General features: G+C 49.4%; 16 protein-coding genes. 10 read left to right on the forward strand and 6 right to left on the reverse strand.

The annotated features are described in order from the left end of the window. Positions 1 to 8 precede the first annotated feature (8 nt). Entirely contained in the window at positions 9 to 1,274 is a 1,266-nt protein-coding gene (gene puuE, locus M979_RS07830; RefSeq protein ID WP_064554361.1) for a 4-aminobutyrate transaminase, read from the reverse strand. A 110-nt stretch (positions 1,275 to 1,384) separates the two neighbouring features. Between puuE and pdxR the strand changes: the two genes are divergently transcribed. The 3 genes from pdxR (at position 1,385) to M979_RS07845 (ending at position 4,747) form a co-directional block, all read left to right on the forward strand. Then, a complete protein-coding gene (gene pdxR, locus M979_RS07835) occupies positions 1,385 to 2,857 on the forward strand; it encodes a MocR-like pyridoxine biosynthesis transcription factor PdxR (RefSeq protein ID WP_064554362.1) in 1,473 nt (490 codons plus the stop codon). A gap of 94 nt (positions 2,858 to 2,951) precedes the next feature. Next, a complete protein-coding gene (zinT, locus tag M979_RS07840) occupies positions 2,952 to 3,599 on the forward strand; it encodes a metal-binding protein ZinT (RefSeq protein WP_064554363.1) in 648 nt (215 codons plus the stop codon). A gap of 230 nt (positions 3,600 to 3,829) precedes the next feature. Continuing rightward, positions 3,830 to 4,747, forward strand: a complete 918-nt coding sequence (locus M979_RS07845) for a dihydrodipicolinate synthase family protein (protein ID WP_064554364.1) — start codon at positions 3,830 to 3,832, stop codon at positions 4,745 to 4,747. A gap of 45 nt (positions 4,748 to 4,792) precedes the next feature. Here the strand turns inward: M979_RS07845 and M979_RS07850 are convergent, their stop codons facing one another. The 4 genes from M979_RS07850 to M979_RS07865 all read right to left on the reverse strand — a co-directional run bounded on the left by M979_RS07850 (position 4,793) and on the right by M979_RS07865 (position 10,261). Next, complete coding sequence (locus M979_RS07850) at positions 4,793 to 6,136, reverse strand: APC family permease (RefSeq protein WP_064554365.1); 1,344 nt, start codon at positions 6,134 to 6,136, stop codon at positions 4,793 to 4,795. After that, the gene (locus M979_RS07855; protein ID WP_034455278.1) at positions 6,133 to 7,038 is read right to left on the reverse strand and encodes an acetamidase/formamidase family protein; all 906 of its coding nucleotides are present in this window, start codon (positions 7,036 to 7,038) and stop codon (positions 6,133 to 6,135) included. Before M979_RS07855 ends, M979_RS07850 begins: the two co-directional genes overlap by 4 nt. 641 nt (positions 7,039 to 7,679) lie before the next feature. Beyond that, on the reverse strand, positions 7,680 to 8,393 hold the full coding sequence (locus M979_RS07860) for an exonuclease domain-containing protein (protein WP_083963902.1): 714 nt from the start codon (positions 8,391 to 8,393) through the stop codon (positions 7,680 to 7,682). 2 nt (positions 8,394 to 8,395) lie between these two features. After that, positions 8,396 to 10,261 carry a DUF294 nucleotidyltransferase-like domain-containing protein gene (locus tag M979_RS07865; RefSeq protein WP_064554367.1) on the reverse strand — a complete coding sequence of 622 codons (1,866 nt, stop codon included), beginning with the start codon at positions 10,259 to 10,261 and terminating at the stop codon, positions 8,396 to 8,398. Positions 10,262 to 10,551: 290 nt separating this feature from the next. On the opposite strand from M979_RS07865, the gene M979_RS07870 reads away from it, so the two are divergent. The 7 genes from M979_RS07870 to M979_RS23275 all read left to right on the forward strand — a co-directional run bounded on the left by M979_RS07870 (position 10,552) and on the right by M979_RS23275 (position 20,609). Beyond that, complete coding sequence (locus M979_RS07870) at positions 10,552 to 11,046, forward strand: SH3 domain-containing protein (protein ID WP_034455273.1); 495 nt, start codon at positions 10,552 to 10,554, stop codon at positions 11,044 to 11,046. 59 nt (positions 11,047 to 11,105) lie between these two features. Beyond that, on the forward strand, positions 11,106 to 12,056 hold the full coding sequence (locus M979_RS07875; RefSeq protein WP_064554368.1) for a hypothetical protein: 951 nt from the start codon (positions 11,106 to 11,108) through the stop codon (positions 12,054 to 12,056). 40 nt (positions 12,057 to 12,096) lie between these two features. Beyond that, positions 12,097 to 13,482, forward strand: a complete 1,386-nt coding sequence (locus tag M979_RS07880) for a serine/threonine protein kinase (RefSeq protein WP_064554369.1) — start codon at positions 12,097 to 12,099, stop codon at positions 13,480 to 13,482. A gap of 136 nt (positions 13,483 to 13,618) precedes the next feature. Then, a complete protein-coding gene (locus M979_RS07885) occupies positions 13,619 to 15,331 on the forward strand; it encodes an alpha,alpha-trehalase (protein WP_064554370.1) in 1,713 nt (570 codons plus the stop codon). A 304-nt stretch (positions 15,332 to 15,635) separates the two neighbouring features. After that, positions 15,636 to 17,813: a TonB-dependent siderophore receptor gene (locus M979_RS07890; RefSeq protein WP_064554371.1), complete on the forward strand. Its 2,178-nt coding sequence runs from the start codon at positions 15,636 to 15,638 to the stop codon at positions 17,811 to 17,813. A gap of 342 nt (positions 17,814 to 18,155) precedes the next feature. Next, complete coding sequence (locus M979_RS07895) at positions 18,156 to 20,444, forward strand: FdhF/YdeP family oxidoreductase (RefSeq protein WP_064554372.1); 2,289 nt, start codon at positions 18,156 to 18,158, stop codon at positions 20,442 to 20,444. 21 nt (positions 20,445 to 20,465) lie between these two features. Then, positions 20,466 to 20,609 carry a hypothetical protein gene (locus M979_RS23275; RefSeq protein ID WP_157093216.1) on the forward strand — a complete coding sequence of 48 codons (144 nt, stop codon included), beginning with the start codon at positions 20,466 to 20,468 and terminating at the stop codon, positions 20,607 to 20,609. A 49-nt stretch (positions 20,610 to 20,658) separates the two neighbouring features. Here the strand turns inward: M979_RS23275 and M979_RS07900 are convergent, their stop codons facing one another. Next, positions 20,659 to 22,149, reverse strand: a complete 1,491-nt coding sequence (locus tag M979_RS07900; RefSeq protein WP_064554373.1) for an amino acid permease — start codon at positions 22,147 to 22,149, stop codon at positions 20,659 to 20,661. Positions 22,150 to 22,225: the final 76 nt, after the last annotated feature.

Genomic DNA, 22,225 nt, shown 5'->3' on the forward strand with positions numbered 1-22,225 from the left:
CTGTAGTCTCACAATTGCGTCGCGTTCTTAATAATATTTAATGCCTGGTCAAACTGAGCATCCGGAATAGTAAGCGGGTAGAGGAAACGAATCACGTTGCCATTTTGGCCGCAGGTCAGTAGCAGTAATCCCTGCTCTAAAGCTCGTTTTTGAATCTGCTGGGCAATAGCAGCGGAAGGTTCACCCGTTGCCGGGTCATAAAACTCTGCGGCAATCATCGAACCCAACCCGCGAATTTCAGCTAATGCCGGACAACTTTCTTTAATATCAAGCAACGTTTTCGTCAGACGTTCACCTAATGTTTGTGCGCGTTGGCACAGCTTTTCTTCCGCAATCACATCCAGCACCGCATGAGCCGAAGCAATCGCGAGCGGGTTACCTGCGTAAGTACCGCCCAGGCCGCCAGGTGCTGGCGCATCCATGATTTCCGCTCTTCCCACCACACCTGATAGTGGCATGCCGCCTGCCAGACTTTTCGCCATAGTCATAAGGTCAGGTTGATGCTCGTAATGATCCATGGCAAACATTTTACCCGTACGGGCAAACCCGCTTTGCACTTCATCAGCAATCATCACGATGCCATGGGTATTACAAATCTTGCGAATAGCAGCCACAAATTCAGGAGGCGCTACATTAAATCCGCCCTCGCCCTGAACTGGTTCAAAGATAATCGCGGCAACCTGGGTCGCTTCAATATCAGACTTAAATAGGCGCTCAATGGCTTTCACCGCATCATCAGTCGAAGTACCGTTTAGCTCTGACGGGTACGGCACATGGTAAATGGAGCCTGGGAATGGCCCGAAACCAATTTTATAGGGAGCCACTTTGCCGGTTAACGCCATTGTCATGTACGTACGACCATGGAATCCACCGCTAAAGGCAATCACGCCAGGGCGGCCAGTATGGGCACGGGCGATTTTCACCGCGTTCTCAACAGCTTCAGCGCCGGTGGTGAAAAATGTCGTTTTCTTTGGCCCAAAAATCGGCGCCACTTTGTTAATTTTTTCCGCCAGTGACACATAACTTTCGTAAGGGACAATCTGAAAAGCGGTATGCGTAAAGGAATGGAGTTGCTGCTCAATGGCTTGCACCAGGCGTGGGTGGCGATGGCCGGTGTTTAACACGGCGATGCCTGCTGCAAAATCGATATATTGCTTACCTTCTACATCCGTGATGGTGCTATTTTCTGCCGTCTGGGCAAAGAAATTACACATTACACCTACCCCACGCGGAGTAGCAGCCAGACGACGTTGATGGAGTTCGTTATTACTCATTTTTTTATCCCTCGCACACAAAATAGATTTACAGGTTGAATTACGAGATCCATTTAGACAGTATCTGGTACCTGAATCGAGTGCCAAATCGTTTTATTATTAGGATCCAAATGCGTTCACTTGCCGTAGATGTGATTAAGCAGGCATTTAGCCAGACACCTGCCGAGAAACTTCATAAGAAACTTTATGTTGCGATATGTAATTGCATTCTTGAGGGGAGTCTACGTCCAGCCACGCGAATGCCTCCTTCGCGGGATTTGGCCAGCGAGCTGGTGTTGTCGCGTAATACGGTTTTACGGGTCTATGAGCAGTTGCAGGCTGAAGGATATATCTCGACGCGCACCAGCAGCGGCACTTTTGTCACCGAAAGCGTGCTTGATAACCTCAATACGCAAGTTGCAAGAACAACCCAAACCGCCCAGCCTGAAGATCGCTCCAGCCTGTCTGTTCGCGGCCTTGAAATACTTGAGAACGCCAGTGCCAGCCCTGCGCAATGGGGGGATTTTATTCCTGGCGTACCCGATGTAAACAGCTTCCCGCACCGGACTTTTAAGAAGATTTATGACCGTATTTCCAGGCGTTTGAATCCCGAGTTTCTGACTTATGACGCGGTAGGAGGACTGGAAGATTTAAAGGCGGCGCTATCAGATTATCTGCGTACCGCGCGCGGTGTAAAATGCTCAACCGATCAAATATTGATAACCGAAGGTATTCATCAGGCACTGGATTTAGTCACCCGCACGTTGTGTAACCCTGGTGACCATGCATGGATTGAAGAACCCGGTTATTGGGGAATTAAAAATATCTTACGCATGAACGCCGTGAGTATTTCAGCACTTGACGTCGATGACCAGGGGCTGGTTCCGCAAACATCTCCGGTTGAAAAGCCGAAATTGATTTTCGTCACCCCATCACATCAATATCCACTGGGCTCAGTAATGAGTTTACCGCGCCGCCAGTTATTACTTTCCCAGGCACGGGAGTTCCACAGCTGGATTGTAGAAGACGATTATGACAGCGAGTTTCGTTTTTCAGGCCAGCCCATTCCTTCTCTACAGGGCCTTGAAGAAGACAGCCCGGTTATTTATATCGGCACCTTCAGTAAAACTCTCTATCCCGCGCTACGACTGGGTTATGTGGTGTTGCCCAAACCCTTAGCCGCCCCGCTGAAAAAGGTGCATAACGAGCTATACCGTAGCGGCCATCAGGTCATTCAGGCAGCCCTTGCTGAATTTATCAAAGAAGGATATTACGCCGCGCATATTCGCAAAATGCGCCAGCTATATAGCAAACGTCGCAACCAACTGGTTGAGCTCATTAAGCAGCATTTAGGTGAAGAGTATCTGGGCTATTTCAACAGCAATGCCGGACTGCATCTGATTATTCAACTCCCGCCTGACGCAGATGATATGCAGATTGTAAAACAGGCGAATGCAGAGGGTATTTTAGTCAGGCCGTTGTCCCGCTATTACTTTAATCAACACAAATCCAAAGGGTTATTAGTTGGATTTGCCAGTATCAAAGATAGCGATATGCTCCCGTCATTTATACGTCTGGCAAATATCATTAAGCATAAGTACTGACCTGCCACTGCGGTTTGATGTGCAAAGATATTGAATGTCGATATTGTTATGTTATAACATCAATTCATTATCTGAAACACCAACGGAGAGACTGATGACCGCACGGATTACCACCATGGTTCTTGGCATGGGCATGTTACTGAGTAGCGCGAGCGCAATGGCACACAGCCATTCGCATGGCGCACCGCTATCTGAAGCAGAGCGCAAAGCCAGCGAAGGCGTATTTGAAAATAAACAGGTGAAAGACCGCGCATTAAGCGATTGGGACGGCGTATGGCAGTCAGTCAATCCCTATCTGTTAAACGGCGATTTAGATGTCGTGATGGAGAAAAAAGCGCGCAAAGATAGCAGCAAAACAGCGGCGCAATATAAAGAGTATTACAAGAAAGGCTATGCCACGGATATTGATATGATTGGCATTGAGAATAACGTCATTGAATTCCATCGCGGTGACACCGTAAGTTCCTGCCAGTACACTTACGCTGGTCATAAAATCCTGAATTACACTTCAGGGAAAAAAGGCGTGCGCTATCTGTTTGAATGCAAAGACAGCCAGTCAAAAGCACCTAAATACGTGCAGTTTAGTGACCATATTATCTCGCCGCGTAAATCCGAACATTTCCATATATTCATGGGTAATGATTCACAGCAATCCTTACTAAATGAGATGGATAACTGGCCGACGTTTTACCAATACAATTTGTCCAAAGAACAAGTTGTCCATGAGATGCTTGAGCACTGATTGTTCACCCATTCCCACCACCGCGCATATCGATTTACCTACGGCCATCATCACCCGATGGCCGTAAGCCTTTTCCCCGAACGATTAATGTACGTATTTGAAACAACAGTTCAGTAATGCGACATGATCGGCTTTCACATTCTCTCATTCCGCTACAATTAATGCCATTCGCACATTAAACCAACGAGCTTTTCACGGACAATAAACTCAATAACCTGCAGGAGTAGCTAATGAAGCAACCTCGTTTTAGTGGTGTCATTCCCCCGGTTCCCACATTGTTTGATGCCCATGGTGAATTTGATGGTGTCGCACAGGCAATTTTAATTGAACACCTCGTCTCATCGCCTATTAATGGCCTGTTCTTTCTCGGAAGCGCCGGGGAATTTGCCCATATGTCTGAAGCACAGCGGGCACAGGTTGTAGAGTTTTGTATAAAGAAGGTTGCAGGTAGAAAGCCCGTTTTGATAGGGATTGCCCACTGTGGCACACAACAGACCATTGATGCCGGGCTTCATGCCCAAAAGCTGGGTGCCAGCGGCGTGGTAGTGGTCAACCCGTGGTACAACCCGTTAAGTGATGCAAATCTGCTCGCACATTACAAAACCATTGCCAGCGCACTTGAGTTGCCGATTCTTCTGTATAACTTCCCCGCCCTGACAGGCCAGGCTATCCCGGTACCTGTTATTCGTGAACTGGCACTAAGCTGCCCAAATATTGTCGGGCTGAAAGATACCGTTGATACCTTGTCCCATATTCGTGAAACCATCCACGCAGTGAAACCGGACAGGCCTGATTTTGCGATATTCGCCGGTTATGATGAATACCTGCTGGGAACATTGATCCTCGGTGGTGATGGCTGCATCCCCGCCAGCGCGAACTTCGCCCCGCAACTGACCTGTGGGATCCTTGATGCATGGCGCAAACAAGATCTGCCTCGGGCTATTGAATTACAACAATCCCTCTCCTGGATACCGCCGCTTTATAGTATGGATTTGCCGTTTTACAACGCAGTGAAATATGCCTTGCGCCTTGTCGGTTTGAATATCCCGGTATATTCACTGCCACCGGCTACGCCGTTAACTGAAGAGATGAAGGTTGAGATAGAAAATATTCTTAATCGGGCGGGAGTCATTAACACTCAGAAGTAACGCTAAAAGCTGCGGTCAGCAGTGGGCTGACCGCAACAGGATATATCAGGAAAGAACAACCGGCTTCGGTAAACGCTTATAGAATCGCGTCTTAACCATTCCAATCACGATACCAATCACAAGCCAGGTAAAGCCAATCTTCATGGTGGCTGAGTCGAAATTCACCCAGACATACATCAGAATGGCCGTCCCTATCAGCGGGAATAACAGGTTGGAGATAATTTCACGCACGCTATTGCGACGTTTCTCTTTGATAAAGAACATCCAGATTACGCTGATATTTAAAATGATAAACGAGCTCATCGCGCCGAAATTAATCAGCTTCGCCAGAAAATCTATCGACAGCGATAACCCGAGAACCAACGACAGTGCACCAATAGCAATGGTACTGATCCATGGCGTACGGTAGGTTGGATGGATTTTGGCAAACATAGAAGGCAGGAAGTGGTCACGCGCCATGCCAAAGACAATACGTGAAGCCGCAGCCTGTGCTGCTAACGTGTTGGCAATACCCACCGCGAGGATGTTAACGATCAGCAGGAAAATCTTCAGTGGCGCGCCACCCGCAAGGAATGCTGCATCAAAGAAGGCACTATCCGCATCCATCTTCATAAAGTCCGGCTGGATAAGCGTTGCGATGTAGCACTGGAGAATAAATAACCCACCGACGATAAATAGCGCGGCAATAATCGCCTTACCAATATCTTTCGTCGGATTTTTAGCCTCTTCAGCAAGCGTACTGATTCCGTCAAAACCGAGGAAGGAGAGCGCTGCAATTGTGACTGCTGTACCAATGAATTGCGGGTTAATGACATTGGGCTGATAGAACGGCGTCATCGTAAATTCGCCCACGCCACCGCCATGCGCAATATAATTGATGCCGACAACCAGGAAGACAATTAGCGCCAGAGCAGAAATACTGAAAATGAAAATATCTGCCTTTGCCGTATTTTCAATGCCGCGAATATTTACCCAGCAGTTAGTCAGCATAAAGAATGCAACCCATACCCAACCTGGAATAAACGGCAGCAAATCGGTGCACCAGGTCGCAGTCATTGCGTACAACAGTGCCGGTGCGAACAGGTAATCCATCATAATCAGCCAGCCTGCAAGGAAACCGATATGCGGGTTAGTGGCTTTATTAACGTAGGCATAAACAGAACCCGCAATCGGATAACGGCGGGACATTTTACGATAGCTTAACGCGGTAAAAATCATACATGCGACGCCCACTACATACACCAGCGGTGCCATGCCGTGACTTTCTTTACTGACAAAACCAAAAATGGACATCGGCGCAATAATGACCATAAAGACAAGGCCATAGATAACCAAATCTTTATAACTCAGAGCGACTTTCAACGTTGGTTCAGCGGATGCGTTCTTCATGCTTCACTCCGGGAAATTAACGGCTTATCGCTTCTTTTTGGTGTGCCAATGCGCACAATCAAATCGACCAGACAAGGTTTGCAGGCCTGGCAAATTTCAGTATCACTTTGCAAACTCATATATAGATAGGCGTCGGTCAGATCCCAGCCGTACGCTTTGCAGATTAGCGCCTGCATTTGTTCAGCGGCTAGTTTCAGCGCATCAGGATATTGTTCAGCACTGGCGATGGCGTACCATTTTTCTGGCGTTTCCAGCACCGGCCATTGAATAGACTGACCTTTAAGAACCGTTAGACGTACGTCCACTTCCCCACAGATTTCCAGCCCCGTACCACATAGCTCACCATCGCCCATCACCGCATGGAGATCGCCGAGCGCAAATAACGCACCTTCCACCTGAACCGGTAAATAGAGCACCGCACCCTTCTTAATCTGTTTGCAGTCCATATTCCCGCCGTGATTTCCAGGGAAGCCACAACGGACTTCTCCCTTCGCCGGGGCAACACCAATCACACCAACCATTGGGTCGATAGGTATTTGCAGGTCATTGAACAGCGCTTTACCGTCAATGATTTGGACAGGCTTTGTGCGGATTTCCTGGGTATCGCTAAGCGGGCCACAGCCTGGTAAGGTGGTGACTACACCCCGCGCAGCTACCCGGATATCGAGAATTTCGACCACCAGAATATCGCCTGGCTGTGCGGTTTCGACGAATACTGGCCCCGTTGCCGGGTTGGCTGTGTCGTAGTTAAAGGAGGTCGTTAAATCAGACTGATCAACAATTCGTCCTGAAAAGCAGTCTTGTGTTTTGAAGGTTAACGTATCCCCGTCCACCGCCCGAGCAACGGCTTCATTCGTCGCTGCAAACTGATAAGAAAATTGAGTAATGATTGTCTTGCCCATAAAAGCCTTCATATTGTGTTGCGCGGTCTATTTCCGCTTATGTTTTGCACTTATTATCTACCTGTTGCGGTAGAACTTGTTATTTGATGTTAATTATTAAAACAAACAAACCCGTCGTTATTTCAGTAAATACAACCTTCTCGTTACACACCTCAGAATATCTGCAAGCTGAGTTATGCGACTAATGAGTTATTCAACAACGACTAATATTGCCTCAGAGGTGATAACTTTTACCGTCTGCAAACAATATTCGTCAATTGTTATAGCAGATATGCTTAACTGTTTCTGCTTAAAATTAATATGAATTTGGAATGGTGAAACAGATAAATTAGCGATATATAATTGAGAAAAAACCATCTCAAGAATATTCCACTAACCTAAGATGCGAAGCGCTGGATGATATATCGGATTATGGAGAAGATTTAGTATTGGTTGGCTGCCCGCGTAATGGTTAAACGCACCAGTTCTGACGGGCAAGATAATTGCTTACCAGTTTTAGGGTCTCAGTCCAGTAAGAATGAACCCGTTTCGACTGCTCAAATACCTGCAACTTTATTAAATAGAAATTAAAGTGACTGAGGTTTAAATTATAACAGTAATGTAACCTCGCAAATAACTCGCGTAGCAGGTCAGGTTTTTCATTAATCACAAAGAAACGCATTCAACAGCAAATCATGGCCATGCGAACGAGCACCAATTTGTGCCAGTAGCACTTCTGCTGTTGCCACAGCGTCGCACAATGCGTGATGCGCCGGATAATCGGGAAGATTGTAATCGCGGCGAATGCTGGATAGCCGCAAATCATTCTGTATACGTCTTGCCGCCTGCTGATGACGCCGCTCCAGCTCCAGCGTATCAATCCACAATAAGGGTAACCCTTCCCGTCCGTAACGTTTAAAAATCCATGCGTTAATAAATGCCCGTTCAACCATTCGGCCATGAACTACTGCCACTCGCCCCGTTAGACTTGTGAACAATGCCTCCATGGCTTTATCCAGCGTTACACCATCACGCAGCATCTCCGGGGTGATGTGATTGATAATCGCGCTACGCGCATTCACCGGATTACCGCTGGAAATATAGTGGTGCTGCGCGCTCGCAAGCCCGATTTGCCCGTTTTCGGCAACCACACTGCCAATCGACAAAATACAATCCGTATTGGCATCAAGGCCGCTGGTTTCAAAATCAAACACCAGCCAGGGAAGATGAGTTACGGTCGCGTTGAAATCCGGTAATGGGGCTTCTAATAGCTGTTTTAATGCATAACTCAGGCCTGGCACACGCAGCCACTGCTCACGCTCGGTCTGCAAACGGGTGATTCGAGAAGGCGGAAAAATACGCGACAGAAAACTCATTATTACCCCTTCACAAACAGCATACGGGCCAGCTCTTGTTGGCGGGCAATAATCCGAAAGGCATCTTTCAGATGCTTGCGTTCAAAACTGCCAAACTCGCGCGGATCAATCTGGTTATCGGGGGTTATCCCTTTACGCAACTGCGATAACTGGTGATTAAACCGCAGCCGGGTTAAAAAGTGAAAAGCATCAATGATGTCAGTACACCCGCCGGGGGACATTAATCCTTTGTCGCGTGCGGCCCGGAAACGCGCTTCGGTGCTGGTTTCACTACACCCTGCTGCCAGCGCGGAAATACGCGACAGGTCGATGATTAGCGTTAATGCAAAGCGTTTGATATTGAGTGTCTTGCTGTCGTTGCCACTTTTTTCCAGCACCAGATTGTTAAAAATACCAAGCGGTGGCGAAGTATTGGCTGAGTCGCGTGTCAGTGAACGTAAGAAGCCAGGATGAGCCGCAATATCGTTTAGCAACGACTGCTGGAATGCGTCATGTAGCCAGGTGTTGCCGTAAAATGCTCGCGTTTCCAGAAATACGGTGGCATTCAATAGCTGCGTATATTCCGGGTTAGTGACCCATTTGCGAATACAGGCCTGCCATATCGACAGCGGCTGGCACCAACGGCTCTCAGAAGCCATAAAATGGCCTGTGCATAATGGATAACCGCATTCATCAAGACCGAAGCAGACAAATTCAGCGAAACGCAAAAACCACTGTTGCTCTTCAGGCCCGGCACTATCGGGCAAAATAATCGCGCTATCCTGATCGGAATGAACATGAACTTCATTTCGGGCGTGCGAGCCTGCAACTATCCATGAGAATTCACAAGGTGGCTCGCCAAACTCGCTAAGGGCAAGTTCAATTAACCTGCGAGTGAAGGCATCCATCAGCATCGACATTACCATTTCAACCACGCCGCTGCGTAAATTCCCCTCCACCAGAGCTTCGAATATTGCCTGGCGTTCAACTTTAAGAACGGCTAATTCAGCGACGGACTGGCAATGGTTAATACGCTCAATCAGGAAAATAGCCTGCACGCGATGATGCTGCACCAGATGTGAAGCCGTTAGTAGGCCGACGGGTTTTTGGCAATCCACTACCGGCAAGCTACTGACACCATGGCGCATCATCAGTGCGACCGCATGCATAACCAGATCCCCCGAGGAAACGGTTATAGGCGCTGCGGTCATCACTTCTTTAACCGGGCGCGAGATATCAAAACCCTCAGCCACTACGCGCCGCGTCATATCCCGGTCACTGATGATGCCAATAATTTTATCATCTTCGATGATCACCGCCGTTGAGCAGCGGTCGACCCAGCGCATCTGCCTGGCTGTTTCTTGTATCGATGTTGTCGCATCAACGACGGAAACCGTACCACTCGCCAGATCGGCAACTTTGCGCACAAACATGCCTTTATCTTCATCGCTCCACACAACGCCCATCGCGCAATTCAGGCGTTCATGAGCGTTAATCGAAAAGTGTGTCGCGTATTGGGGATATTTTTGCAGCATCGATTCCAGCACGCTGTGTGGGATCTGGTATAGCAGTGTGTTTTCAATGGCCGTGACGTTGTAACAATCTTCAGGGTTACCGGGAATCCCTTCAAGGAAGGTGAATCCAAACAAGTCTTCTGGCCCCAGACGGGCACGTAGCACCCCATCACTCCAGCGCTGCTCAAGCGAGCCGGTACGTACGATATAGAGATAGCGTTCAGCAGCCGCAATATCGAAAGGCAGTGTCTCGCCAACCGCCAGATAGCTAATGCTGATAGAACGCGCGATTTCATTTTGCGCCTCCACCGGGAGCGTGTTAAGTGGCGAAACATGTGCAATAAAATCGCAGATATTAGGCAATAACGGTTCCATCGTCGTACTCACTCCTAAAATTGAAATCATGTTTTATAATATATGCCACTGGTTAACGGTAGGATATAACATTCAGCTTGTGAATCGTCACTTCTGTGCCAGTTCCAGACATACTGAACACTTAATGATGTCAATCAGTTACATCGCCATTGAATTGTTAATCAAGCGATGTAAAATTAACGTTACTATGTATAAGCAGTGTGAATAATTCTTCAGATTCCTGGATTTCTTCATCGCCATTACCTCCTGCCGGCGACCAGGTTTGAATCATATTTTCAGGGAAAGTTACGATGAAATTGCGAAGCCTGTTGATCATTGCTGTTGTTGCCACTGTAGTGGGTTGTAAAGCACCGCCGCCAAAAATGACGGACGATACTATCGTGACCAGTGAAATCAATGGCGTCACCCTCACACACCGTTACGCTGTAGCCGCGCCAAAAGAGTTCACTCCGGTCAACGCCAGTTATCGGGCACTCTATCCGGGCTCTATTTTGAGCAAACCTGATTTTGGTGGGAAAGTGATAAGTACCCTTGAAAACGGGCAAACTTACACCGTGCTTGGCGAGGTCGAGAACAAATGGCTCGCGATTGCGCAGCAAGATAAACAAGAAATGTTGGGCTATGTTCCTGCACGCGCACTGGTCAAAAGTGAACTTTATGCCCAGACGCTGAAAAAAGATCGTCCACGCCCACGTAAAGCTTCAAAGAAAACGACCTGTGTTGCCGTCGATGATGCCAGCAAAGCCTGTCAGAATGCCAACAGCGGCACCTGGATTATTGATTAATCCACAGTGTTTTGTGTCATGACCTTTTATTTAATATTGCTCGGCTAACAAGGATTTCTATGAAACTCTGGCTTTCGGGTCTGGCGCTGTTGCTGGCTTCTACAACCGTTTGGGCTGGGAACTACCGTATCGTTCAGTCTCCTTCGCAAAAGCTCGATGTCTGGATAGATGATGTGCAAAACAACACGCCACAGAACTGGTGTGCTGCCGAAATCCCCTTACGAATCGTAGCCAATGGCGATAAAAATCCGTCTGTACTTAACGTTTTTATGCCGCGTCTTGGCACCCTGCTAGAAAGCCAGTGTAGCTCTGTTCAACTGGTGAGCTGGAAACTGGAAGATCCACAAGGCCAGACGCTGGCCGTCGGCACGGCGACCAAAAGCAGTGATTGGGCAGTCATAGTTGCGCCGGTAGTTTCAGGTGAACCAAACGCACTGCCGCATTCCGATGAAAATTCACCGTTAGCTGACCGCACGCCATGGCAAGAGTTTACGCTGCAGGATGGCTGCCATCTGCGCACCTTCTGGCAAGGTGACGCCAACGCTTCGGCAATGTTTATCCCCAACGGGAAATGTGAAAAAGGCGGCTGGCTGAATGGACGTAGTGAAATCATTCAAAGCGGCAATCACGGCGAAAAACGTAATGTGATGACCTTCGTGCATGGTTTCCCTGTCAGCGGACTGAGCTCAGATGCAAATTCTGACAGCCTGCTTATCACTAGCCTGAATAATGAGCGCATGGTGGTCAGTAATGAACACGCGCCACAGAGCTGGATGATTTTACCCTACAACGCCGAGCTAAATGGCTGGCAAGCCACCGGTACTGTGGCCGTTGAGGTTCCGCGTGAAATGACCGTTGATGAGGCAGGAATTCAGACGCGTTTAAACCAAGTACGCAAAGTATGGTCGGCATGGCTTGCGCCAGATACACCTATTACCTTGCTGTTGATTGACTCCCTGCGTCCGCAATTGCGTGATCCGGCGGTCGGCGCATGGCGCGCCCAGAAATAACCTGTGAATATTCGTCGATTTCGTGTAGAGAAAGGCCATCATGACTGATAAAGATTACGAACAAGAACTTCCCGACGCTCTGCCGCCAGGTTTCCGTTTCGACGAATTTGAAATTCAGCAAGTGACTGAGTCCACCAATACCAACGTGGTTTATAAAGCGTGGGATCATCAACTTGAACGACCGGTAACAATCAATGAGTTTATGCCGCGTGCGCTGACCATTCGTAGCGATAATATGCAGCTGGTTTTGCGCAGTAAACAAGATAGCCAGGCGTTCAACTCCGGTATGAGTCGCTTTGTGCAGTCAGCTCGTCAGCTTGCGCAATTCAACCACCCTAACCTGCTTCAGGTTTTAAGTTTCTGGACGCAAAACGAAACCGCCTATGCGGCAACACGTTACTCCAGCGGCATGACGCTTGCAGATTTGCATCAACAACATCCCGAAATTATCAACGATGCCTGGTTACGCAGGATTTTGCCGATGTTGTGCGGGGCGCTGGCCACATTGCACGACGAAGGATTTATTCATCGTGATTTGTCCCTGCGTAGTATTCAGATTCAGGACAACGGAGCACCGCTGCTACTTAACGCAGGTGCTCCACTGCGCGCCAACGCAGAAAACAGCGACGAGATTAAAACGCCGCTTAATCCTGGTTTTGCCCCACTGGAACAGTACGCTGACGATCTCGAAAACCAATTAGGGCCATGGACTGATATCTATGCGCTCGGTGCCATTCTTTATACGTTGATAACCGGTACCTGCCCTCCAGCCAGTGTCACCCGCACGATTCAGGACCCTTGCGTTAAACTCGCGAAGAATCGCCCTGAAGGCTATTCCCACAGTTTGTTGCAGGCCGTAGATCACGCGCTGGCGCTAAAACCTGAAGACCGCCCGCAATCTATTGCTGAATTTGCGGCCCTTGCCGAAATTCCGATGAGCGGCCTCAATGGCTCCACATCACTAAAACAACCGGGCACCATGTTGGTTGCTCTGGAAGATGCCGAGATGACTCCGCTGTCTCCTTTGCGCAAACGCTACAAATTGCCACTGCAGATAGCGGCCAGTTTATTGGCTGGCGTGGCGATAGGCGCGGTCATTTTTGGTGGGTATTTCTCGGCAACGCCAACTGCCGAGACGGCAAAACTTGAGACGCCCGCGGCGCAAAAAGTCCAACCGGTGGCAACTCAAACTGTTGTACCCGCCACTGACGGTATGCTGGCACGCGTATATGTCCGCATGAATGAGGGTGAAGAGTTGGATGTGAATGGCAAAACAGAAAAAATCACGCCAGGGGCCAATGGTTATGGTTTCTTGCAACTGCCTGCCGGGAAATATCAGATCACGTTGCGTGGCAATAATAAGACGCGGAACATGACGTTGTCTGTGGAAAAAGCCGGAACGTGGTTAATTAATCCGCAAGGGTAAGCACCAGTGCCGCAGGTAAATTATCTGCTTTCCTTTAATATGCGACATGGCACCTGGTACTGCCCGCAAATTCGTCTAAGGTTTTCATAGGGTTGATCGCTAAAACTTCACGCGATCATGAAAAGGAGAACAATAGATGATAAATCCTGCTTTGCGCCGTCCTCGTAGTTTATTGCTTGCGATTCAAATAGCTATCGGTTGTGCGTTCGTCGCTTTTACCTTGCCCGCTTCGGCGGCTGACGAACAACAACCGCAGCCCCAACCACCAGATGTGCTCCTTGGCCCGCTATTTACTGATGTCCAGACTGCAAAATTATTCCCTGATCAAAAGACCTTTGCAGATGCGGTTCCTAATAACGATCCGTTAATGATCCTTGCGGACTACCGCATGCAGCGCAATCAATCTGGCTTCGATTTACGCCATTTTGTGAATGTGAACTTCACCCTGCCGCGCGAGGGTGAAAAATATGTTCCCCCTGAAGGACAGACGCTGCGTGAACATATCGATAGCCTGTGGCCGGTGCTAACGCGCACCACAGACAGCGTTGATAAATGGGACTCGTTGCTACCGTTACCTAAGCCGTATGTCGTACCCGGCGGGCGTTTTCGCGAAGTCTATTATTGGGACAGTTATTTCACCATGCTGGGGCTTGCAGAAAGCGGCCACTGGGACAAAGTGCAGGATATGGTGGATAACTTTGCCCACGAAATTGATGCCTGGGGGCATATTCCCAATGGCAACCGGAGTTATTATCTGAGCCGTTCGCAACCACCGTTCTTTGCTTTTATGGTTGAACTGCTGGCCAGCCATAACGGCGATGAAATCTACACCACTTATCTGCCGCAATTGAGAAAAGAGTACGCCTACTGGATGCAGGGTAGCGATGCATTGCAACCGGGTTCTGAAAACCTGCGCGTAGTGAAACTTAAAGATGGCTCAGTCCTCAACCGCTACTGGGATGACAGAGATACGCCGCGTACTGAATCTTATCTGGATGATGTGACTACCGCGAAAAACAACCCGAATCGGCCGGCGACAGAAATCTATCGTGATTTGCGTGCCGCTGCCGCCTCGGGCTGGGATTTCAGCTCTCGTTGGATGGATAACCCAGAACAACTTGGTTCGATTCGCACAACTTCAATCGTACCGGTCGATTTAAACGCCCTGTTATTCCAGATGGAAAAAACGCTGGCGCACGCCAGCACTGTTGCGAAAGACACCAGTGCTACAACGCAATACCAGCAACTGGCAGATGCTCGTCAGAAAGCTCTGGAAGCGCATTTGTGGAATAGCAAACAGGGCTGGTATGCCGATTACGATCTCAAAACTAACGCTGTTCGCTCTCAGTTGACCGCCGCCGCACTGTTCCCGCTTTATGTGCATGTGGCCTCGAAAGAGCGTGCGGACAAAATGGCAACCATCACCCGCGCGCAACTGCTTAAAGCCGGTGGGCTTGCGACAACCAATCTGAAAACGGGTCAGCAGTGGGATGCACCCAATGGCTGGGCTCCATTGCAATGGGTGGCCACCGAAGGGTTGCAGAATTACGGGCATAAAGATTTAGCCATGGAAGTCACCTGGCGCTTCATGACCAATGTGCAGCATACCTACAACCGCGAGCAGAAACTGGTAGAAAAGTATGATGTATCCAGCACGGGCACAGGCGGTGGTGGCGGTGAATATCCTCTCCAGGATGGTTTTGGCTGGACCAACGGCGTGACGCTGAAAATGCTCGATTTGTTATGCGGTAAAGAGAAGCCCTGCGATTCCACACCGGATAAATTGCCTTCTGCGACACCGGGGCCTGTCACTGAAACAACGAAGATTGAAGCCGCATCAGCCCAATAATATAGTTTCAACCTGACCTTCTCCTTTTCTCAAGGAGAAGGAGAAAAAACTCTCCCACAACCGACCTTGTCAGCCCCCTCTCCAGGGAGGGGGTTTGGTAAAGTCGGCACTCTTCTGTAAAACACCTGTCTTTTCATGGGTTTTAATTCTCTACCTGCCAATATTTGCACTTGCCTACACAAACAATAACAATAATAATTCGCATTCCTATTCGTTATAAGATCGCCTGAATTTATATCAAACCCTCCGACACAGATCGGCTCTTCAGGTGATAACAAAAAGACCTTCTCGGGAAAATAATTAAATGAAACTGGCATTTACCGTAAAGCGTTCCGCTTTACTCTGCGCGCTTGCTCTTGCTGCTCCAACCTACGCGATGGCGGAAGATACCGTCATTGTCACCGACACACTGACAGAAACCTCCACCAGCCCAACCCAGGGTTACAGCGCGACGGTCAGTCGTGGCGCCACCAAAACGGATGAGCCGTTAATCACTACCGGTCAGTCGGTGTCTGTCGTGACTCGTCAACAAATTGATGATCAGGGTGCATTATCGGTAAATAGCGCGCTTAACTACACACCTGGCGCTTTCACCGGTTTTGCTGGCGGTGCGACGCGTTATGACACAGTTGCACTGCGCGGTTTTCACGGCGGTGATGTGAATAACACCTTCCTTGACGGCCTGCGCCTGATGAGTGACGGCGGCAGTTACAATGTGGTGCAGGTTGACCCATGGTTCCTTGAGCGTATTGACGTTATCAAAGGGCCATCTTCCGCACTTTACGGGCAAACCATTCCTGGCGGACTGGTAATGGAAACCTCAAAACGCCCGCAGTTCATTGAGGAAGGCCACGTCCGGGCTATGTATGGTAACAACAATACCAACGGCACCGCATTCGACTATACCAATGCGATCAATGATGAATGGGCCTGGCGCCTGATCGGTATGACAAAGAATACCGATACCCAGTATGAGAAAACGCGTGAAGAACGCTATGCCATCTCCCCGTCAGTGTTGTGGCAACCGAGCGAAAATACCTCGTTGTTGCTGCGCGCTTATCTGGAAAAAGATCCATCGGGCGGCTTCCACGGTTCTGTTCCGTCTGACGGCAGTCTCTATTCTTCTACCGGACGCAAACTTGATACCGGTTTCTCTGATGTCGAACCGGGTAATGACGAATTCAAACGCCACCAGCAAATTTACAGTTACGAGTTCGCTCATAGCTTTAATGACGTGTGGGCCTTCCGCTCCAACGCCAGCTACACTCACTCAAATGTGGGCCTGAAGCAGGCTTACCAAATTGGCTGGGCTGATGCAGCGCACGATGAACTGATGCGTTATTACAGCGGTGAAACCTCATCGCTCGACGCTTACGCCATCGATAACCAACTGGAAGCGGATTTTGCAACCGGCGAACTGGACCACAAAGTGGTACTCGGCGGTGAATTCCATAAATACACCAATAACCTCTCTGATGATTCCGCTTACACCACTAACCTGAATCCATGGACGGGCGAATCTGGCGGCCCTGGCGGTTTCTACTATTACGATCCACGCGACCCGACTTACTCCACTATTAACCAGGGTCTGTTGACCAAAGCAGGTAAGCGTCAGTACGAACAGACTGGCGTCTATTTACAAGATGATATGAAGTGGAATCAGTGGCATATGACACTGTCTGGTCGTTACGACCATATGGTGACCAAAAGCCATATCGTGGCTGAAGCCATTGACAGTGACGTGACAGATAACCGCACCGATGATCATTTCAGCGGACGTGCCTCCCTGCTGTATGCGTTTAACAATGGGGTTTCTCCTTACGTCAGTTACAGCCAGGCAATTACACCGCAGGTTCTGCCTGATGCTGATGGCAAATTGCTCAAGCCGACCACTGCCGAGCAGTACGAAGCGGGTGTGAAATATCAGCCGGTTGGCACAGTAGATATGTATACCGTTGCGCTATACGACCTGACGCAGAAAGATGTCGGTAACCGTGTGGTTCAGGGTAGTTACTTTGAGCCAGCAGGTAAGGTTCACTCACAGGGCGTTGAGCTGGAAGCGCGTTCACAGTGGAATCAGCGTTTCTCAACCATTGCTGGCTACACTTACAACAAAGTGCGCTTTAAGGATGCAATCGACGGTAACGACGGCAATACGCCGTATGTGACACCTGACCAAATGGCAAGCCTGTGGGGAATGTTCAAAGCCGACTTAGGTATCAGTCTGGGGGCGGGCGTACGCTATATTGGCAAGCAATGGGCGGATAACGAAAATACTCTGCGCGTGCCTTCTGTCACGCTGCTGGATGCAATGGTGCGTGCCGATATGGGTGCGTGGACGCCATCTTTGAAAGGCGCTTTCGTGCAGGTTAACGCCACCAACCTGACAGGCCGTGACTACGTTGCTGGCTGTTACGGTACGGGTTATTGCTACTGGGGTGCAGAGCGTTCTGTGATTGCCACCGTAGGTTACGATTTCTAAACCATTTTGAGTCACTCAAGCCGGTTAGTGCAGACTAACCGGCTTTTTTATGGGTTAAATTCATTCACCACGCTAATAAATTAAGGAGTAAGTCCGATGGCAAATCGGCACGCCCCGGAACTAACACTTTAGGAGTGCTTTTTAGTGGCAATATTATTCCAGAGGAATATTTAATCCGTTTATTTTAACAATCAAACACGATTTTCAACCCCAAACGGCCCTCACCCTTTCTATCAGGTAGTAGTTCTCTTACCCCCGCGTACCCCTTAGCCGTCCCGGTTGTGCGTCATTTTTTTGCTATGGTGCCCGCATAATTGAAGGTACGTTTTAGGCAGCAGATAAATGAAACAGAACGCTGAAAGTATTCGCAGTTACAACGGTGCCGCGGGCGGCTGGGGCGCAGTCAAAGGCAGCGCACTGGCGGTTCATGGGCAAAAAGCCCTGCGTCGCGGCGTGATTGCAATATTCAGGATGAATCAGGTAAAAGGGTTTGATTGTCCAGGATGTGCCTGGCCTGACCCCGATCACCGCTCGCCAATGGAACTGTGCGAAAACGGCGTAAAAGCCGTATCCTGGGAAGCCACGACTAAACGTGTGTCCCCTGAATTTCTCGCCGCACATCCGGTCAGCGAACTGTGGAACTGGAGTGATTTTGATCTTGAAGATGCCGGACGTTTAACCCACCCCGTTAAATATGATGCCCAAAGCGATACTTATCAGCCCATTAGCTGGGAGAAGGCATTCGAAGAAATTGGCGCGCAACTGCGTAGTTACAACGATCCTGACTGTGTAGAGTTTTACACTTCCGGGCGTGCCTCGAACGAAGCAGCATTCCTGTATCAGCTTTTTGCCCGTGAATACGGCACCAATAACTTCCCTGACTGCTCAAATATGTGCCATGGCCCAACAAGTGTTGGCCTGCCACAGTCCATTGGTATCGGCAAAGGTACGGTCACTCTCCAGGATTTTGAATCTTGCGAGCTGGTCATTTGTGTCGGCCACAACCCGGCAACCAACCACCCCCGCATGCTGAGTACCCTGCGAGAGGTTTCACTGCGCGGCGGAAAAATTATCACGATAAACCCTCTGCGTGAGCGCGGTCTTGAGAAGTTTAGTTTCCCGCAAAGCCCAGGCGATATGCTTACCAATGGTTCAACACCGCTTAGCAGCGGGTTGTATAACGTGCGCGTTGGTGGCGATATTGCCCTGCTTAAAGGCATGATGAAACTGATGCTGGAACACCAGCGTAGCGCAGAGATGCACGGCAAGCCGGATATTATCGATAATGCATTTATTGCCGAGCACACTGCCGGTTTCAAAGAGCTGGTAGAAGATTTAGCGAAAACGAGCTGGAGTAGAATCCTCAAAGAGTCCGGGCTAAGTTTTGCGCAAATCAGCGAACTGACGCACTGCTATGAACAATCCAAAGCCACCATTATCAGCTACGGCCTGGGTATCACCCAGCATGAAAACGGTTCGGAAAATATTCAGCAACTGGCAAATCTGTTGTTGCTAAAAGGCAATATGGGCCGCCCCGGCGCGGGCATTTGCCCTCTGCGCGGCCACTCCAACGTGCAGGGCGACCGCTCCGTAGGCATCAACGAAGCACCAGGCGAAACCTTTCTCCAGGCGCTGGAGCAACGTTTTGGCTTCACTGCACCACGTAAACACGGCCACTCCGCCGTGGAGAGTGTGAAAGCGATTCGCGACGGGCAATCCAAAGCGCTTATTTGCCTGGGTGGCAACATGGCGGTGGCAATGCCTGACCCGCTGGTGACCTTCCCGGCGATGCGCAAACTTGATTTGGCGGTGCATATGACCACCAAACTCAATCGCTCACATCTGCTGCTGGCAAAACACAGTTATATCCTGCCGGTATTGGGCCGAACCGAACGCGATGTTCAGGCAAAAGGTGTGCAAAGCGTCACCGTGGAAGATTCCATGTCGATGGTGCACGCTTCCTGCGGCGCGCTGAAGCCTGCCTCCCCGCATCTACGTTCCGAACCGGCCATTGTCGCGGGAATGGCGATGGCGACACTGCCACACAGCAAAGTTAACTGGCAGGAGATGATTGGCGACTATAGCCTGATTCGTGATGCCATCGAACAAGTGGTGCCTGGGTTTACCGATTACAACTGGCGTATTGAGCAGCCAGGGGGGTTCAGAATGTGGAATGGCGCATCGAACAGAATCTGGCTCACCGAAAATGAGAAGGCAAATTTCATCGTATTCAACACGCCTGACACACAGCAGGCGCTGTTGCCAGAAAACACCTTGATGCTCACCACAATGCGTAGCCACGATCAGTACAACACAACCATTTACGGAATGAACGACCGCTACCGCGGCATCACCGGGCGTCGTGACGTCATGTTTATTAATGCGCAACAGGCAAAAGAGCTTGGCATTGCTGCCGGAGACAAGGTGAATCTTAAAGCCGTCAACCACGAAGGCGTGCGCCACGAGCGAGTGGTCGAAGGGTTAACGGTAGTGATTCACGAAATGGCTGCGGGTGCGGTTGGGGCTTATTACCCGGAAACCAATATTCTTATCGACCTTGACCATCACGATAAACAAAGCGCCACCCCTGCGTATAAAAGTGTTCCGGTGGTGGTGGAAAAATCCTTGTAATCAACAGACGGGAGGTTGCCAATGGCAGTTTTAATGACATTACTTGCGATAAGCTTTGTTAACCTGGGGCTGGCATTTGGTGGCCGCAATCCTCGTCTACATCTGTTTATTGCCGGTGGTTGTCTGATGGGCCTCGGGCTAATGATCTATCCGCTGGAGTTTTAGCCCCGGCGAATAAATGAAGCCAGCAGCTTAGCGCTGCTGGCTTTTTCAATCACAACCCAACGTGACTTGCGTTACTCACTTCAACACGCCCTTCTTGCTGCCGCTCAAGTGCAATTTGTGCAAGCGGCGTATCCGCTTCATAACGCGCCCTGGCATCCAGGCCTTTCTCGTATTTGTTGTATTTCCACCAGGCGTAGCCCAGGAAAATAACTAACCCGCCGACGTTATAAAACACGATAGTCATAATGCTGGCACCGGTTGGGAATGTGGAGGCGATAAACCCGACGGTAAAAATAACAATCAACACGCTGACAATGGTGATCCCCTGCATCCGAGTGCCCATACGGAAATCACGATTGACCTCATCGTATTTCATACGCAGATTCAGATACGCCAGCATGATAAACAGCGGCGGTAACATTGACGCAGCAGCAGTCATGTTAATAAGGGTATTCATCAACTCCTGTACGCTACCGGAACCCACGGTTGGGATAAGCATCAATGGGATAACAATCAGGAACTGTATCCACGCGGCACGCGTCGGTACGCCATGGGCGTTAAGGCGCACGGTTTTCTCGCCAAAGATACCTTTTGGAATTTCGGTGAAGAAGATTTTCACCGGAGCAGCAGTCCACATGAGCAATGAGCCAAACATCGCGGTGAAGGAGACAATCCCGACAAAGCGGTTCATCAGCGACGTAGGCAAGCCAAAGTGATTCGCCAACCCTTCAAACACCTGTACCGTACCGCCGGTATAGTGCAAATCGGCTTTGTGAACAAAGACGTTAATCAGCAGTGAGGAGACGGTATACAGGCCACCGATGAATAAACCAGACAAAATGATCACTTTGACAAAGGCTTTGCTGCCGCCTTTTACGTCATTGACGTATACCGCTACCGACTCAGCGCCACCCGCAGCCTGGAAAATCCACGCGATAATACCGAGGAATGCCCAACTGAACTGCGGTGTAATCGCCTGCACGTTGATTGGGTCAGCCGGTTCGACACCTCCAATCACAGCGGCCCCTGCAAGAATGATGTAGGAGAACGTAAGTAAAAGCATCAGCGTCGAGGTGACAGAGGTCATCGGCCCCAACAATTTTGCCCCATGGTTTGAAATCCAGGTGGAGAAAGCAAACAGGCAAATGCTGATTATTGCCGTCGTTAACGGCGTGAAAATATAGTCATAGCCAAGGAAAGCATACGAGGCGTAGGCAATGACTCGCGGGAGTAACGAGGTAAAGAAAAACAGGTTAACAAACCAGTAGGTATAAGCGGTGATAAATGCCCAGCGGCCTCCTAACGCACTCTTCACCCAGGCATAAACTCCCGCTTCGGAATTACGGTTCAGCGAGACGAATTCCGCGATAATTAAACAGAACGGAATAAAATAAATTAGTGTTGCCACCAGGAAAACCGGTGCCGATGCGATACCTAACTGAATATTGTTATTAATGACGTTATTGAAGCTAAACACCGCTGCAAATGTCATCGCTAATAACCCGAACTTGCCAATAGTATTTCTGTTTGTTGAAGCCATACGAACTCCACACTGTAGGGTAAGTTTTAATAATTTTTTCGTAGGTCGGATGACGCTTGCGCCATCCGACACCAGT

Source organism: Buttiauxella noackiae ATCC 51607 (assembly GCF_001654865.1).
Lineage (GTDB): Bacteria > Pseudomonadota > Gammaproteobacteria > Enterobacterales > Enterobacteriaceae > Buttiauxella > Buttiauxella noackiae.

Coding starts and splice junctions, on each gene's coding strand:
- M979_RS07875 (WP_064554368.1), top strand. CDS start 11,106: ATGAAACTCTGGCTTTCGGGTCTGGCGCTGTTGCTGGCTTCTACAACC.
- M979_RS07900 (WP_064554373.1), bottom strand. CDS start 22,149: ATGGCTTCAACAAACAGAAATACTATTGGCAAGTTCGGGTTATTAGCG.
- puuE (WP_064554361.1), bottom strand. CDS start 1,274: ATGAGTAATAACGAACTCCATCAACGTCGTCTGGCTGCTACTCCGCGT.
- zinT (WP_064554363.1), top strand. CDS start 2,952: ATGACCGCACGGATTACCACCATGGTTCTTGGCATGGGCATGTTACTG.
- M979_RS07860 (WP_083963902.1), bottom strand. CDS start 8,393: ATGAGTTTTCTGTCGCGTATTTTTCCGCCTTCTCGAATCACCCGTTTG.
- M979_RS07865 (WP_064554367.1), bottom strand. CDS start 10,261: ATGGAACCGTTATTGCCTAATATCTGCGATTTTATTGCACATGTTTCG.
- M979_RS07845 (WP_064554364.1), top strand. CDS start 3,830: ATGAAGCAACCTCGTTTTAGTGGTGTCATTCCCCCGGTTCCCACATTG.
- M979_RS07850 (WP_064554365.1), bottom strand. CDS start 6,136: ATGAAGAACGCATCCGCTGAACCAACGTTGAAAGTCGCTCTGAGTTAT.
- M979_RS23275 (WP_157093216.1), top strand. CDS start 20,466: ATGGCAGTTTTAATGACATTACTTGCGATAAGCTTTGTTAACCTGGGG.
- M979_RS07895 (WP_064554372.1), top strand. CDS start 18,156: ATGAAACAGAACGCTGAAAGTATTCGCAGTTACAACGGTGCCGCGGGC.
- pdxR (WP_064554362.1), top strand. CDS start 1,385: ATGCGTTCACTTGCCGTAGATGTGATTAAGCAGGCATTTAGCCAGACA.
- M979_RS07890 (WP_064554371.1), top strand. CDS start 15,636: ATGAAACTGGCATTTACCGTAAAGCGTTCCGCTTTACTCTGCGCGCTT.
- M979_RS07885 (WP_064554370.1), top strand. CDS start 13,619: ATGATAAATCCTGCTTTGCGCCGTCCTCGTAGTTTATTGCTTGCGATT.
- M979_RS07855 (WP_034455278.1), bottom strand. CDS start 7,038: ATGGGCAAGACAATCATTACTCAATTTTCTTATCAGTTTGCAGCGACG.
- M979_RS07880 (WP_064554369.1), top strand. CDS start 12,097: ATGACTGATAAAGATTACGAACAAGAACTTCCCGACGCTCTGCCGCCA.
- M979_RS07870 (WP_034455273.1), top strand. CDS start 10,552: ATGAAATTGCGAAGCCTGTTGATCATTGCTGTTGTTGCCACTGTAGTG.